Genomic DNA, 14897 nt, shown 5'->3' with positions numbered 1-14897 from the left:
TTTATTGTTCACCCTAAAATTTTGTGTGTTCACAGATAATATTTTTGTCTACTTTGTCATTCGATCACTTTTGAGGCATCATCAAAACTGAAACAAATGAAAAAGAGATCAATTGTACTTCTGGCCGTATTGGCCGTTCTTCTAAACTCGTGTGTGTATTCGCTTTTTCCAATCTATACCGAAGATACCTTGGTGTTTAAAGAGGAGCTTCTTGGGATGTGGGATCTTGGAGACAACTCATACATGATCTTTCAACGTGGCACCGATGAGGATGATCAAGAAGAAGAGAAGGGAGAAGATGCCTATAAATATTCAATAAAAATAAAAGAAGGATTCACCATGAGTTCCAATGATCCGATTTCCATGGTGATCAAGGGAGATACAGTATACGATGAGGATCTAATAAGGGAAGAGATGCTCAGGAGAATGGCGAAGAATGAGGGGAAAAATACCCCTGAATCCAAGGGTGCTTCAAAGCTCATTGATAGGGGATCTTCAGTAGCGAAGAGGAAAAAGCTTGAATATGAGGGAAGTATTACTGTATTTGAAGAAAAGAGCTATCAACTAACAGTGGTCGATGAAGAAAAGGGGTCAGAAACTGCCTACACTGCCCATCTTGCTGATATAGGTGGCGATTTATTTTTAGACCTTTACCCCATTACAAATTACAGTTCCAAAGACTTTTCAGACAACTATTTTCCCGTACACACCTTCTATAAAGTGGAAATCACAGAGGATACGTTCACCATGATACATTTCGATTTAGACAAGCTTAACGACTTGTTTGAAAGTAATCTGATTCGCTTAAGACATGAGAATGTTCAAGGAACCATTCTGATTACCGCTCAACCGAAGGAACTCCAGAAGTTTTTTGACAAGTATGCAGATGATGAATCCGTTTTTGATAACACTGAGACGTATAAAAGAGCATCGCTGTAATGAGAAAAATCAAGAGCATCTTGACCAGCCAATGGCTACAACACCTGACATTTTGGGTGTTGTCTTTCTATGCTATAGGAAGCTATTTCTCAATCTCCAATGAATTGAAAATCATCGATTTCATATACGCTGCGTTTTTTCATATTCCATTGGTTGCTCTTACATATATAAATCTGCGATATCACGTACCTAAGTTTTTGTTGAAAGAACGCTACGTTGCATATCTACTCCTCAGCTTCTTTAATATCAGTTTTGCTTATTTCCTGCATCAGGTGGTCTTCGAAGTATTGATCCCCATATTGCCTACAGATTTCTACATGGTGTCCTTTACGGACATGTCTGTGCTCATGACGATATTTGGAATCTACTGGCTGCTCACCACACTTTTGAAGCTCTCAAAATCATGGTATCAGCTGCAGCAACTGGAAAAGGAGAAGCTTTCGCTTGAGTTAAACTCGCTTAAAATGCAGATCAATCCCCATTTTCTCTTCAATAGCCTGAACAGCATGTATTCACTGGCTCGGAAGAAAAGTGACAAAGCTCCAGATGCGATATTGCGACTATCTAACTTAATGAGGTATATGATATACGAGGTATCCGAAGATGTACCCCTCTCGAAAGAAGTTGACTCAATCAATGACTATTTGGATCTCCACAGATTGAGGGTTAATGAAGATGCCACTATAGATTTTCAAAAAGAAGGAGACATGGATGAGCAAATGATTGCCCCACTCCTTTTTTTTCCACTCATAGAAAACAGCTTCAAGCATGGACTCAAAGGTGAAAAAGGCGAAAATTATGTGAAAATAAGTTTGGGTAACTATGCCAATCACTTAGCATTTCACATCGTCAACAACAAAGGGGAAGCAGATAGCACAGAAGAAGGGGATTATGGAGGCATTGGACTTGAAAATGTGAAAAAAAGATTGAATCTTATCTATGGGAAAAAGTCAAAAATGGAGATCATTGAAACCGCTGAGCGGTTTGAAGTTTCAATAAAAATAACATGGTCATGACACGATGTTTGATAATAGATGATGAGCCGCTAGCACGCGAAGTGTTGGAATCTTATGTCAAAGATTTTCCCTCTTTGCAGCTGCTTGCAAGTTGCGAAGATGCAATAAGTGCACTTGGTTGGATCAATCAAGATCAGGTCGATCTCATATTTCTCGACATCAATATGCCTAGGCTTTCTGGGATAAATTTTTATAAATCGCTTACAAAAAAACCGAAAGTAATTTTCACCACTGCTTACTCAGATCATGCTGTTGAGGGGTTTGAGCTTGAAGCCATTGACTATTTGCTCAAGCCTTTTTCTTTCGAGCGGTTTGTTAAAGCAGTCAATAAGGTAAGGTTGGATACTTCTGAAAATTCACATACTGACTTCATTATGTTGAAGGCTGATAAAAAGAACCATAAAATCAACTTTGACCAGATGATCTACTTCGAATCCATTGGTGACTATGTGAAAGCTCATCTTAAGGAGGGAAAAACACTCATCATCAACGAGACCTTAAGAAAACTTGAAGAGCTACTTCCATCCATTTTCATCAGGGTGCACAAATCCTTCATTATTTCAATTCCACATTTGGAGTATCTGGAAGGCAATCAAGCAAAAATTGGAGAAACAAAAATCCCGATAGGTCAGTCCTACCGGGATAAAGTAAATGAGATTTTGAAAAAGTAACGCTGATTAGCGGTCTGCTGGTGACGTTATTTTTGTAGAATACAAATATCCAAGCTGTGAAAGTGCTCGCTGAGTTTGCAATAGCTCAGACCTGCTGAATTTCACAGCCTGAGCCTGCTTGATTTTGTTTTTGGATTTCTCCTTGTTCTTCCTTTTTTGCTTACTCTTTTCCTTGTCTTTCGTGTAAATTTCAACCACCCCGTCACTTGCCTTATCACCATATTTTTCTGTGGCACTCTTCCCTTTCAGTACAGTAACCTCTTTTATTTCATCAGGTGCCAGATTAGAAATTTCATTCACAACCTCTCCATCCACTACAAACAAGGGACTTCCTCCGCTTCCATCGAACTCAATCCTTTGATACTGCTTATCATCGCCTAGTTGAAGTTTCTCATTCAATATTTGAAGCTCTATGAGCCTACGCTCCTCATTTTCTCTTTCCAATTGAAGTTGAGAGGTAGCTTGTTGCATTTCTTGATTTCTCTCTTGCTCACGTTGTTGGAGCATTGCTTCTCTTTCGATCAACAATATTTCCTGTTGAGCATTTTTCTCCTCTTCCAATGCATTCATTTGCTCTTGCTCTGCAAGTATCCTTTCCTGTTGCATCTGTGCTTTCTCTTGCTCAGCTAAGATTATTTCCTGTTCGGCAAGTGCTTTTTCTTGTGCAGCTAGTTGCTCTTCCTGGCGACCCATCTTCGCGATAAAATTGTAGTCCTTGATGTAGTGAATCGGGTCGACGTGCTTATTGTCCTGAAGAACTTCATAATGAAGGTGAGGAGCCGTTGACGCTCCTGAACTACCTGACAAGGCAATTACATCTCCCTTCTTTACTTCATCTCCCTCTTTAACCTTAAACTGAGACAGCTGCGCATATCTTGTTTGATATGTATCACCATGAGAGATTGTGATCAATTTTCCATATCCACCATCAAAAGTCTTTACAGCAACTACTTTACCATCGGCAGTGGCAATGACTTCTGTTCCTTTAGGGCATGAGAAATCCATTCCCTTGTGGTTTTTCATGACCTTCTCAATGGGATGCATTCTCCTGCCAAAGCCGGAAGTCATTCGCACGTCTTTCGTGTTTTTCAGTGGTAAAACAGCTGGTGTATGTCCTTGCTTATCAGTTACGACTTTATCAGCCTTACGAAGGTTGTGACCTTCAATAAGAGACATTGGATTAATGTGTTCCCCATCTTTTATAATCTCATAATGTAAATGGGGAGCTGTTGATTGTCCGGAGTTTCCAGAAAGTGCAATGATATCACCCTTCTTGACCTTGTCTCCTTCTTTCACCTTAAAACTAGAGAGCTGAGCGTACCTGGTTACATACCCATTGCCATGATCGATGGACACCATTTTGCCATATCCATCAGGATTATCTGCCAAGGAGGATACTTTTCCGTCTGCGGCCACCAATACATCTGTACCCGATTTGCAGGAAAAGTCAACTCCTTTATGGAATTTTCTTGTCTTGTCGATGGGATGCGTTCGCATACCAAAACCAGATGCAAGTCGCTTCAGATCTGCTGCTCGAACGGGTGAAATGGAAGGCACACTACTCCTAACATCATTAACTATTTGAGTTTTTCCTTGGGGTTCAGACATGTCCCAAATTGGAAATATCCCATGATTGGGTTCTGGTTCTAAAAGCTCGGCAATCTCATTGCCAACTTTCTCGATCGGCTCTATGGCTTCTTTGCTTGAAAAAGCAAATACCACCATAAGTGTGACCGGAGCAGTCAAAACATAGACCCATCCGGACTTTTTACGTTGTTTGTTCATCATTACAATCCTTTTTTTAATCATTGAAAAATTGAAATGACTCACCAAACCTGAGTACTGAGCAGACTGAAGTTGTGAAAACAAAATTTCCTGATAGCCTACCGGATCTTTGAACCGGTTAAGAACTACTTCATCTGCCTGAAATTCATGGATTTCGATGAGTGCATTTCGATACAAATACATGAAGGGATTGAACCAAAACAGCGAAACAACAAAATCGGTTAACAGTCTATCTATTGAGTGAAACTGCCGTACATGCTCACATTCGTGCGCCAGTATTTGCTCAAAAGCTTCGGTTTCAAAAAGAGACCTGGGCATGAAAATATTTGAGAAAAAACTAAACGGACGATCTTGTGATATTTTAAAAAGTTTGAACCAACGTTTCTTTACGTATTCTGAATTTCTTTTGAGCCTAGAAAGTAGCGCCAGATAGAAGACAGACCTGATAAGGAGCACGAATGCTATGGCACCATACAGCCATGGAACTATATACCAATAAGAGCTGGCCGTTTGCTTAGCCACAGGAACCAAGTCAAACTCTTCTATTTCTGTCGCTGGCTCAGATAGCCACATAATCACCGATATCTCTTCTTGGCCCTGAACTTCTTCGGGTAGCGATAATTCAATGAAGGGAATGAAAAAAGCGGCAACTAGCGCAAGGAGTAAAAAGCCTCGATTGAAGACGTGACGTCCTGTATTTCTAAGCAAAAGCTTATAAAATAAGTACAAAAGTCCATGAATGGCCATGACTTTAATGATATAGACAATCACTTCGTTCATGATTTACGCTGAGCTATTTGTTCATCAATGAGCTTTCTTATTTCCTGAAGTTCTTCAACAGATAAATCCTTTTGTGAGGTAAAAAAGGAAGCAAATTTCTTAGTGGAATTGTCAAAAAAACTATTCATTAGTCCATTCATGGACTGCTGTGTATATTTTTCTTTTGTGATAAGCGGATAGTATTCACGCGACTTACCATGGGTATTGAAGCCAATGAATCCCTTCTTAACCAGTACGTTTACTACCGTGGAAATAGTAGTATAGGCTGGGGCTGGCTCAGGGTACCGCTCTACAATGTCTTTTAGATACGATTTTTCGAGTGTCCAGAGGTAATGCATCAATTGCTCCTCTGCCTTGGTCAATTCCTTCATAAGACAATATTATAACTATATTTATAATTATACAACTATTTTTATAGTTATAATCTTTAAGATATGAAAAGCGCTAGAAACCAAGTACTTCTTTCAACCGAGAGTAGCCAGATCGGCTAACAGACAATTGTATCTCATCATGAAGCAATACCACATGCGAATCCTTCCCCATGAGTTCAACTCGATTGATTTCCTTGAGTCTTACTATGTAGGAACGATGGATTCTCAAAAAGTCATTTTCTGGTAAATGATTTTCATAATATTTCATGGTTTGCTGCTTCAAAAAATTGCCCTTTTCTGTGTACAGCTTCACATAGTCATCTTGTGCTTCTAGATATTTTATTTCATCTACAGATACTATATCAATCTTCGCTCCGGTTCTTACTGCTACTCGAGACAAAGTCTCTACTTTTTCAACGTGCTGCCTCAGCACATTAGCCAGTGACTCCTGGTTTGATGTTTTCGAAGACAATTTAGCTTTCGCTTTATTCAAAGCTTCTTCAAAACGCGCTTTGGGGTAAGGTTTCAGAAGATAGTCTACGGCATTCTGTTCGAAGGCTTTGATTGCATATTCATCATAAGCTGTACTGAAAATTATTACCGGTGGATTTTCTAAAAGTTCCAGCATTTCAAAACCTGTGAGCTTAGGCATCATCACATCCAGAAACACAAGGTCTGGCTTTAGCTCAGAGATTTGCTTGAACCCCTCAAAACCATTGCTGCATTCACCAACAACCTCTATCTCTTCATCTTCATGCAAATATCCCCTGATAATCTCGCGTGCGAGATGCTCATCGTCGACGATCAGTGTTTTAATTAGCTTCATCCACTGGTATTTTTATTGTCACTGCAAAATCCTTTTCTCCCTGCTCAACCTCAAGTAAATCGTATCTCCCATATACCAAAGCCAACCTCTTTCTTACATTTTCTAATCCTATCCCTTCTCCTTTTTTAGTAATTGAAGTTGGGTCAAAACTGTTGGTTATTTGGAGCTGAAGCATTCCATCCCTTCGCTCACACGTTAGCCGAAGGGTGATAGGCTCGATACTATCATAAACACCATATTTGATCGCATTTTCGAAGAGCGGCTGCAAAATCAAATTCGGAACATTGACGTTAGCGCATTCTGCTGCTAGTTCTTTCTCAAACCTGAGTTTATCTCCAAACCTGACTTTTTCAATATCTAAGTAAAGCGTAGCATTGTTAATTTCTTGCTCGAGTGAATTCAACTCACTGTTTTCTTTTCCTAAAGAATATCGAAGAAAATCACTCAACTTAATGACCATCTCACGCGCATTTTCAGGCTTAGAAATAGTCAGAGCGCTCACCGAATTCAAACTATTGAAAATGAAATGAGGGTTGATTTGTGACTTCAGCATTCTTAACTCCGAATCCTTCAGCAAGTTTTGAAGCTCCAATTCGCGATTCAAGCGTTTCTGCATATCCTGATAATATTTAATCAAATAGAATATCAAGACGCTTATGCTATAAAACAGAATTCCAATAATCATCCTCCAGATTTTAGAATCTGTCAAAAACTGGAGATATGCTGATTCTGCAGCAAAGATTAACTTGAGACTGTAGCTTGATAGCGAGAGCCAAACAACGATGGTAAGAAATGCAGCTCCGGTGTGTGTCCCTATCAGGGAAAGTTCATCTTTATTTAAGCTACCAAATGTGACTATAAACCAAAGACCGGGTGTGATAACCCCAAAAATCAAATTGTAAATAAGGCTATCACCTACTGCAATAGCCATGGAAAAATCGTAATAAAAATAAAGCACCGATCCATGAGCAGTCATGACTACAAACCAAATCATTGTGTAGAGTTTGTAGCCAGAACCGCTTAGAATTGGGTGCTTCATTGTTGATTAGGTGAAATTATCGCTAAAGTTATAAAACGATTGCCAGGTCTATCCACCTTTTACTTCAGATCCGCCAAACAGCACCATCCCTTTTAGTCGTATAACTTTTTCCGGATCCCGAGTTGTTCCTGATGTGGTTACTCTCTTATCTGAATATGCTCCGAAAAGGACAATCATTTCGTTCACCACTGTCCAATCATTAGGTATGGTGATTTCGTTTCCACCGAAGAGACATAAGCAATCTACAACCACCTCTTTTTGTCCCAGCTTAGCGCCCATCAAGTTTAGCTCTGAGCCTCCAAATATGGAGTTGATTCGTGCAGCCTTTAGGTTCTGCGAGGTGATCGTTTTATCAGATCCTCCAAAAATGGAAGTACTTTCAAAGTATTCATCACTGGATACGTCGGGTTCACTGTTGCTATAATTCCGTCTTCTGATAAAAATGGACAATCCCAACGCAATCAATATCAGCGGCCACCAGTCACGCATGCGAAAGCGGGGAATATCAAGAATATCAGGCAAAATAAAGAACGCTCCTATACCAAAAAATACCAGCCCTTCTCTTCTTCCTGTCACTAGCATGGTACCACCTATGAGGATGAAGATCATTTCCCACTGAAATAGCCAGTAAGGTAAAAATGAAGGAATCATGTGCAGATTTCGTAGCAAGAAATAGCTTCCAAGTAATACCAGAAGAACCCCTAGCCATACTTTTGAGTTAGAATTTTCGTGTCGTGTCATAACCTTTGAGTTTAAAATGATACCCAAAGCTGCATATATCAAGTGAGAGCTTCCATAGTAAATCGGTAAGCTGCGGTTTGGTACCGGTAAGACGTGATTCCATTCAAGCGAAATAAAAAAGGCCTCATAAGAGGCCTATAAATTTCTATCTGTCAGAGGCTAAATTAATTACTAGGGTAAATGGCTACATCGCCAAGTTCTTCCTCAATGCGAAGCAACTGGTTGTACTTCGCCATTCTATCTGATCTGCTCATTGATCCCGTCTTAATCTGTCCTGCGTTGGTCGCTACAGCTATGTCTGCAATCGTAGCATCCTCGGTCTCTCCAGATCGATGCGAAACCACTGCCGTCCAGCCAGCTTTGTGCGCCATCTCGATGGCATCAAGTGTCTCAGTAAGCGTACCAATTTGATTTACTTTAATCAAGATTGAATTTGCTGCTTTTTCTTTGATCCCTTTTTTAAGGAATTTCACATTGGTAACCAATAGATCATCGCCTACCAGCTGGCACTTATCCCCGACCTTTTCAGTCAGCATTTTCCATCCTTCCCAATCATTCTCATCACATCCATCTTCAATACTATCAATCGGGTAGTCATTGACAAGTTTGGCTAGATATTCAGCTTGTTCTTTACTCGATCGCTTAGCTCCATTCTCACCTTCAAACTTGCTATAGTTATAAACGCCTTTTTCAAAGAACTCTGAAGATGCGCAATCCAAAGCTATGGTGACATCTTTTCCTGCTTTATACCCCGCCTTCTTGATGGCCGCCAGAATGCTTTCCAAAGCTTCTTCGGTACCGCCTTCAAAGTTTGGTGCAAAGCCTCCTTCATCACCTACCGCAGTACTCAAGCCCTTTTCATGAATGATTGCTTTTAGATTATGGAAGATTTCGCCACCCATCCTCAAAGCTTCAGTAAATGTTGGAGCTCCAACTGGGCGTATCATAAATTCCTGAAATGCGATCGGTGCATCAGAGTGGGATCCTCCATTGATGATATTCATCATTGGAACCGGCAATACTTTTGCATTGACACCTCCGATGTATCTGTATAGCGGAAGCTGACAAGCGTCCGCTCCAGCTTTTGCAACAGCCAGGGAAACACCTAAGATGGCATTAGCCCCAAGCTTTGACTTATTTGGCGTACCATCCAGATCGATCATCAATTGATCAATGTAGGCTTGTTCCACAACCAAAAGTCCTTCAACTTCCGGTGCTATGATATTGTTAACGTTATCTACAGCATTCTGCACGCCCTTACCCATGTATCTAGTTTTATCACCATCTCTTAGCTCAACAGCCTCGTGTTCACCGGTAGATGCACCTGAAGGAACTGCAGCTCTTCCGATGTAACCGGATTCTGTGATAACTTCTACCTCCACGGTTGGATTGCCTCTGGAATCCATGATCTGGCGGGCAAAAACGCTTTCAATTACGCTCATTATTTATGCTCTTTTATTAGTTTGATAAAATCGTCAAATAGGTATGTTGAATCATTTGGCCCTGGGGAAGACTCGGGATGATATTGCACAGCAAATGCTGGCTTACCATTTAGTTTCAGACCTTCGACTGTATTGTGGTTCAGGTCAATATGTGTTAACTCAGCTTCCTTGGAGCTTTTCAAGGCATCCATATCCACAGCAAAACCGTGATTTTGAGAAGTAATTTCGCTATATCCTGTGTTCAAATTCTTAACGGGGTGATTGAGTCCTCTATGGCCATGATGCATCTTATATGTGGGGATACCAACAGCCTTCGCCAGAATCTGGCTTCCCATGCAAATTCCAAAAGTAGGTTTACTTTTAGCAAGTATCTCTTTTACTGTATCCGATGCATAATCCATAACCGCAGGATCACCTGGGCCATTGGATATGAAGTATCCGTCAGGAGCCCATTTTTCCATTTCTTCAAAAGATGTCTGAGCTGGAAAAACTTTACAGTGGCAATCCCTATTCACCAAATTCTTTAGGATGGATTTTTTAATTCCCAGGTCAAGCACTGCTACTTTAAAACCTTTATTTTCTGCTCCCAATTCATAAGGTTCTTTCGTAGTAACCACAGTAGACAACTCTAAAGCTTCCATGCTTGGAATCTTATCAAGCTCTGCTTGTAAAGCATCTCCTTCTAACTCAGAAGAAATGATGGCGTTCATTGCACCTTTTGTTCGGATGTGGCGTACAATTTTACGTGTATCAACACCTGCTATTCCAACGGTGTTATTTCTTTCCAAAAAATCCTGAAGGCTTTCGCTCGCTTTTGTGCGGCTATAGATTTCTGAAAAATCATTTACCACCAATCCTTTAATGGTTGGTTGATCACTTTCGACCTCTGCATCCACAGCTCCGTAATTTCCGATATGAGAAGTGGTGTTCACAATGATCTGTCCATAATAGGACGGGTCGGTGTAAATTTCCTGATATCCTGTCATTCCTGTGTTAAAGCAAATCTCACCTCCCGAGGTGCCTTGCTTGCCAATGGAGTGTCCAGTAAATGTGGTGCCGTCTTGAAGTAGAAGTGTGGCTTTCTTACGCGTAGGGTATTTCATACTGGGGAGCAAAAATAGCTATGGATTGGGCAATAAAAAAGCCACAACTGAGAGTGGCCTTTATAAAAATCTATTTTTTCGAAATTTCCATTTTCTCCCATTCATATGCGTCTATTTTTTTGATTATTTCCTCTTTTATCGAGAATAGAATTTCAGGGTCGGTGCCAGCAACGCGTATTCTTTTTATTCCGTCTTTCGATTTGATTTTAAAGTCCATGGATGGCAGGTCTTTCATGGTTGTTGTATACTCAGATTCATATTTGTCCCAATCAAGTAGCAATAAATCAGTCAAATCCTTCGCTTCCTTTTCATTAAGCTGGTAATAAAAGTTGCCTGTTGAAAGAATATTCTCCTTCGCAGTTAAAAGAACAAGGGAATCGCTCACAAAAAAGAATTCGAATACCGGGCATGTACCCATGCATGAACCTGCTTTTAAACTAAAATGGCTCCTGTCTTTTAGACTATTGTATTTTTCGAGACTATCTTTAAAAGATGATTCTTGGCTGCTTTTCTGAGACTTACATGAAGTTAGAGCGCAGATCACTAAAATTATTTGTATTAAACTTCTCATCAGATTCAATAAATATGAAGTTCAAGTTACTACTTTCTCTATCAATGATCATTTTAATCGGCTCATCGGTAAGTAGCGTTTCTGCTCAAGAATTCCGAAAAGCTCCGGTAATTATCTGCCCTATCGATCCCCATTCATATGACACCCGAGTACCGTTACAGGAAAAACTCAATTACTTAAGGGAGTCAAAAAGTGCAAGAGTTAATTCAGAATTTAAATCCAATTTTCAGGTCAACTATAATGGATTCACCGCGGAGGCTCAAGAAGCTTTTCAATTTGCAGTAGATATTTGGGCTAGTCTCATATCGTCAGATGTGGATATCGTTATCAATGCAAATTTTACAAATTTAGGTGCTGGGGTACTTGGATCCGCCGGAGCTTCTTTTTTAGTAAGAGACTTTAAAAACGCTCCTTCTGACACCACATTTTACCCAATAGCGTTGGCAGAAAAAATTGCAGGTGAGCAGCTTAATTTACCAGGGGAGCCGGAAATCAACTGTTCGTTTAGCAGTTCGTTTGGCTTTTACTTTGGTACCGACGGCAATACACCAGCGAGCCAGTTCGATTTTGTAACAATAGTACTTCACGAATTGGGTCATGGACTTGGCTTTGCTGGGGTTGAAGGGGTTGACGATCAAACAGGAAGAGGGACCTGGGACTATTTCAGTCTAAAATCAGCAAGGTATAACGAATTTGTAGAGTTAGGAGATGGAACAAGACTATTCGACCTGCAAAATAATAGCACTCAAGTCGGGGATGCAATTACCGGTGGTAACTTATTTTTTGATGGAATTCGTGCTGTTCAAAAACTAGGTAGCAGACCTAAGATGTTTGCTCCATCAACATACGATGGTGGTTCTTCTTTTTCGCATCTTGATGAAGCAACCTTTCCGGCAGGAAATCCCAATTCCTTAATGTCTCCTCAAGTTGGGTTCGGCGAATCTATTTTCGACCCGGGTGTCTCATTAGACATCTTCGCGGACATGGGATGGTTTATTAGCGTTCTGGATCATTCCATTAATAAGAGAGTCATCGATAACCTGACCGACGATATAGCCCTAGAGGTAGTGCTTCGAACAGACACCAATATTGTAACAAACAATCTGAAAGTTGTCTACTCAACGGATGACTTTCAAACTTCAAATGAATCTGCAATGACAGAGACTACATCAAATCTGTTTAGTGGGAGTATTCCAAACCCAGGCTCTGCTGGAGAAGTTAAATACTATTTCGAGGGGATATCGGATGGTTTAGGAAGACAAGTAAGGTCTCCCATGACAGCCAATAAATATTATTCTGTTTTTGTTGAAGACATCCAATCTGTTGCTACTCCATTCACGCTTTCAGATGGTGATTTTGAAAGCGGCGCTGCTGGTTTCTTCTCCATTTCTTTAGAGGGAGGCTTGGATTTATGGGAACTTGGTCAACCTCAAAATGCGCTAACTACAAGTAGCTCCCCAGCAAATGTTTGGAAGACTCGTTTATCAAATGACATTGAGGATAGCGAATTTGCATATAAGTGCGCTTTGGTAAGTCCTTTCTTCAACATGCTTGACACGGAGGGAAATTATCTTTTGAAATTTGAACTTGGAATGGAGCTAGGTGAAAGAGAAGGGGCTTCATTTGAATCTGGGCCAGTTGGTGCGAATGTAGAAGTGACGACTGATAGAGGGGAGACTTGGACTGTTCTTGGTCAGAAAAATGATTCAAAGGGAAATCAATGGTACAACTTCCAGAATGATGGTGGGGGAACTTTTTCCACCAATGTCTTCGAAAATGAGCCAGGATGGATCCTCGACAGTGTCAATTCTGTTGCTGTGCAATACAATATATCCGAATTTGCTGGCAATGAATCAGTTGCTTTCAGGATCGTCTTTCATGTAGAATCAGACTTTCTTGATGAGGGCTATGCTTCTGATGGCGTATTGATTGATAATTTCGAAATTGCTAAAGAATCCCCTTCTGCAGACTTTATAGTGGCAAATTCTACCCCACTCTATTTCCCAGGCGACGAAGTTCGTTTTGAATATATCTCAAGCGGAGCTACATCTTATTTATGGGATTTTGGAGATGGTAATACGTCGACAGATATGAATCCAATCCATATGTATAGCACGGGTGGTCTCTATGACGTATCGCTGACTATTAACTACACCGGGGGTTCTGATGTTGAAATTAAAACGAGCTTTATATCAGTAATTTCTAAGGAAGGTTCAAGTTATGCACTAGCTGATGGTGGGAACTTTGAGTCAGATAATGGAGACTTCATTGCTGGCAATATTGCTGGAACAGGGTTTGAAAGAGGCAATTCGAACATTACAGGAAAAAACGGAACTACTTCAGGTGATTTCGCATGGGTAACGGGATTGAGCAATGCTGAATATGTCGATCAATCCGAAGCTTTCTTATTTACACCTTTGTTTGATTTCTCTAGTTTAGGAAACTATGAGTTAAGTTTCTCAGCTAATTATGCAACGGAAGATGGATGGGATGGATTCATCATTGAATATACAGATGATTTGGGAGTAACATGGAAGCAATTGGATACTCAAATTAGAAGTGACTGGTACGACAGATTAGCAGAAAATAACCCAGACGAGGGTTGGCCGGCCATTCCTCTATTTACTGGCACTACCAATGGTCAATTTGAAACTAAGAAAACAAATATTTCTGAATTTGGTGGTGAAGGTGAGATCGCGTTTAGATTTCACTGGTTATCTGACAGAGCCAGCACTGATGTAGGTATTGCGATAGATGATTTTAAATTGGAAGGACCAATTGCCGGACCTGCAGTACCTAATTTTACGGTAGCAAATATGAGCGGCTGTGAAGGTCAACAAGTTACTTTCACCAATACATCGACAGGTTCCATTTCACAGATAGAATGGGACTTTGGTGCAAATGCAAGCCCAGCAACAGCCACCGGTCTAGGGCCTCATGTGGTTACATACTCTGGAGATGGTACCAGTACTGTTACTCTAACCGTGACAAGTCCTGAAAATGGGATTACTGCTGAAGAAAAAGTAGATGTAATAACTACATCTGCACTGCATGAACCAATTATTTCTCAAACGTTCAACAACGATGGGACTTACACACTTACGGTAACAGACGGAGATTCGCATCAATGGCTTAGAAACGGAGAAATCATCGATGGGGAAACCGGCACATCAATTACCGTTACTGTTGGAGATGGTGGTGAATTTACCGTTTTAGTGACTATTGGATCCTGTCAGGTAGAAACAAGAAGTTTAATTGTAAACAGTGTTTTGGAAAGCTCTTTATCCATTTATCCAAATCCTGCGGAAGATTATGTCACACTTAAATCAGGCATTGTTACTACAGGTAACTACCGTATTCTTAATCTTACGGGAAATGTAGTTATAAAAGGAGAAATAGATTCGAATGAAACAAAAATTGATGTATCCGAACTTAGTGACGGAATTTATCTCCTAAAGCTTGATTCAAAAGGTGAATCAGCCGTCAGAAGAATCGTCGTAGAAAAGCAATAAATAACGAATCACAAAATAGAAAGGCTAACCAAATTGGTTAGCCTTTCTATTACCTGAGCACCTGCTCACTCAATCCACCGGACTTACAGAGGCTGAATCCG

At 40.4% G+C, this 14897-nt stretch carries 12 protein-coding genes; 4 read left to right on the top strand and 8 right to left on the bottom strand.

Going from position 1 to position 14897, the window contains the following annotated elements:
- Positions 1 to 96: 96 nt before the first annotated feature.
- Genes ABJF57_RS14990 through ABJF57_RS14980 form a run of 3 tightly spaced genes read left to right on the top strand, consistent with a single transcriptional unit; the run spans position 97 to position 2626 of the window.
- A complete protein-coding gene (locus ABJF57_RS14990) occupies positions 97 to 939 on the top strand; it encodes a hypothetical protein (RefSeq protein WP_462232124.1) in 843 nt (280 codons plus the stop codon).
- The gene (locus tag ABJF57_RS14985; RefSeq protein ID WP_462232122.1) at positions 939 to 1955 is read left to right on the top strand and encodes a sensor histidine kinase; all 1017 of its coding nucleotides are present in this window, start codon (positions 939 to 941) and stop codon (positions 1953 to 1955) included. Before ABJF57_RS14990 ends, ABJF57_RS14985 begins: the two co-directional genes overlap by 1 nt.
- Entirely contained in the window at positions 1952 to 2626 is a 675-nt protein-coding gene (locus ABJF57_RS14980; RefSeq protein WP_462232120.1) for a LytR/AlgR family response regulator transcription factor, read from the top strand. The genes ABJF57_RS14985 and ABJF57_RS14980 overlap by 4 nt, the downstream gene beginning before the upstream one ends.
- 6 nt (positions 2627 to 2632) lie before the next feature.
- On the opposite strand, the gene ABJF57_RS14975 is transcribed toward ABJF57_RS14980, so the two are convergent.
- The 8 genes from ABJF57_RS14975 to ABJF57_RS14940 all read right to left on the bottom strand — a co-directional run bounded on the left by ABJF57_RS14975 (position 2633) and on the right by ABJF57_RS14940 (position 11284).
- Positions 2633 to 5191: a peptidoglycan DD-metalloendopeptidase family protein gene (locus ABJF57_RS14975; RefSeq protein WP_462232118.1), complete on the bottom strand. Its 2559-nt coding sequence runs from the start codon at positions 5189 to 5191 to the stop codon at positions 2633 to 2635.
- On the bottom strand, positions 5188 to 5562 hold the full coding sequence (locus ABJF57_RS14970; protein ID WP_462232116.1) for a BlaI/MecI/CopY family transcriptional regulator: 375 nt from the start codon (positions 5560 to 5562) through the stop codon (positions 5188 to 5190). Before ABJF57_RS14970 ends, ABJF57_RS14975 begins: the two co-directional genes overlap by 4 nt.
- A gap of 73 nt (positions 5563 to 5635) precedes the next feature.
- Positions 5636 to 6388 (bottom strand): LytR/AlgR family response regulator transcription factor, encoded by a 753-nt coding sequence (locus ABJF57_RS14965; RefSeq protein ID WP_462232114.1) that lies wholly within the window; start codon positions 6386 to 6388, stop codon positions 5636 to 5638.
- Positions 6375 to 7427: a sensor histidine kinase gene (locus tag ABJF57_RS14960; RefSeq protein WP_462232112.1), complete on the bottom strand. Its 1053-nt coding sequence runs from the start codon at positions 7425 to 7427 to the stop codon at positions 6375 to 6377. Before ABJF57_RS14960 ends, ABJF57_RS14965 begins: the two co-directional genes overlap by 14 nt.
- Before the next feature lie 48 nt (positions 7428 to 7475).
- Positions 7476 to 8168, bottom strand: a complete 693-nt coding sequence (locus ABJF57_RS14955; RefSeq protein WP_462232110.1) for a LiaF transmembrane domain-containing protein — start codon at positions 8166 to 8168, stop codon at positions 7476 to 7478.
- 164 nt (positions 8169 to 8332) lie between these two features.
- Positions 8333 to 9610: a phosphopyruvate hydratase gene (gene eno, locus ABJF57_RS14950; RefSeq protein ID WP_462232108.1), complete on the bottom strand. Its 1278-nt coding sequence runs from the start codon at positions 9608 to 9610 to the stop codon at positions 8333 to 8335.
- On the bottom strand, positions 9610 to 10713 hold the full coding sequence (gene carA, locus ABJF57_RS14945) for a glutamine-hydrolyzing carbamoyl-phosphate synthase small subunit (protein ID WP_462232106.1): 1104 nt from the start codon (positions 10711 to 10713) through the stop codon (positions 9610 to 9612). The genes eno and carA overlap by 1 nt, the downstream gene beginning before the upstream one ends.
- 70 nt (positions 10714 to 10783) lie before the next feature.
- The gene (locus ABJF57_RS14940; RefSeq protein WP_462232104.1) at positions 10784 to 11284 is read right to left on the bottom strand and encodes a DUF6438 domain-containing protein; all 501 of its coding nucleotides are present in this window, start codon (positions 11282 to 11284) and stop codon (positions 10784 to 10786) included.
- 14 nt (positions 11285 to 11298) lie between these two features.
- On the opposite strand from ABJF57_RS14940, the gene ABJF57_RS14935 reads away from it, so the two are divergent.
- Positions 11299 to 14796: a PKD domain-containing protein gene (locus tag ABJF57_RS14935; RefSeq protein ID WP_462232102.1), complete on the top strand. Its 3498-nt coding sequence runs from the start codon at positions 11299 to 11301 to the stop codon at positions 14794 to 14796.
- Positions 14797 to 14897: the final 101 nt, after the last annotated feature.

Origin of the sequence: Ekhidna sp. (assembly GCF_039940915.1) — a bacterium.
In the GTDB taxonomy this organism is placed as follows: domain Bacteria; phylum Bacteroidota; class Bacteroidia; order Cytophagales; family Cyclobacteriaceae; genus Ekhidna.
This window is presented reverse-complemented; position numbering and strand designations above follow the sequence as displayed.

Bases quoted from the DNA above. Each gene is read 5' to 3' on its own strand.
- ABJF57_RS14960 (WP_462232112.1), bottom strand. From the start codon at position 7,427: ATGAAGCACCCAATTCTAAGCGGTTCTGGCTACAAACTCTACACAATG.
- ABJF57_RS14990 (WP_462232124.1), top strand. From the start codon at position 97: ATGAAAAAGAGATCAATTGTACTTCTGGCCGTATTGGCCGTTCTTCTA.
- ABJF57_RS14935 (WP_462232102.1), top strand. From the start codon at position 11,299: ATGAAGTTCAAGTTACTACTTTCTCTATCAATGATCATTTTAATCGGC.
- ABJF57_RS14965 (WP_462232114.1), bottom strand. From the start codon at position 6,388: ATGAAGCTAATTAAAACACTGATCGTCGACGATGAGCATCTCGCACGC.
- carA (WP_462232106.1), bottom strand. From the start codon at position 10,713: ATGAAATACCCTACGCGTAAGAAAGCCACACTTCTACTTCAAGACGGC.
- ABJF57_RS14980 (WP_462232120.1), top strand. From the start codon at position 1,952: ATGACACGATGTTTGATAATAGATGATGAGCCGCTAGCACGCGAAGTG.
- ABJF57_RS14940 (WP_462232104.1), bottom strand. From the start codon at position 11,284: ATGAGAAGTTTAATACAAATAATTTTAGTGATCTGCGCTCTAACTTCA.
- ABJF57_RS14955 (WP_462232110.1), bottom strand. From the start codon at position 8,168: ATGACACGACACGAAAATTCTAACTCAAAAGTATGGCTAGGGGTTCTT.
- ABJF57_RS14970 (WP_462232116.1), bottom strand. From the start codon at position 5,562: ATGAAGGAATTGACCAAGGCAGAGGAGCAATTGATGCATTACCTCTGG.
- ABJF57_RS14975 (WP_462232118.1), bottom strand. From the start codon at position 5,191: ATGAACGAAGTGATTGTCTATATCATTAAAGTCATGGCCATTCATGGA.
- ABJF57_RS14985 (WP_462232122.1), top strand. From the start codon at position 939: ATGAGAAAAATCAAGAGCATCTTGACCAGCCAATGGCTACAACACCTG.
- eno (WP_462232108.1), bottom strand. From the start codon at position 9,610: ATGAGCGTAATTGAAAGCGTTTTTGCCCGCCAGATCATGGATTCCAGA.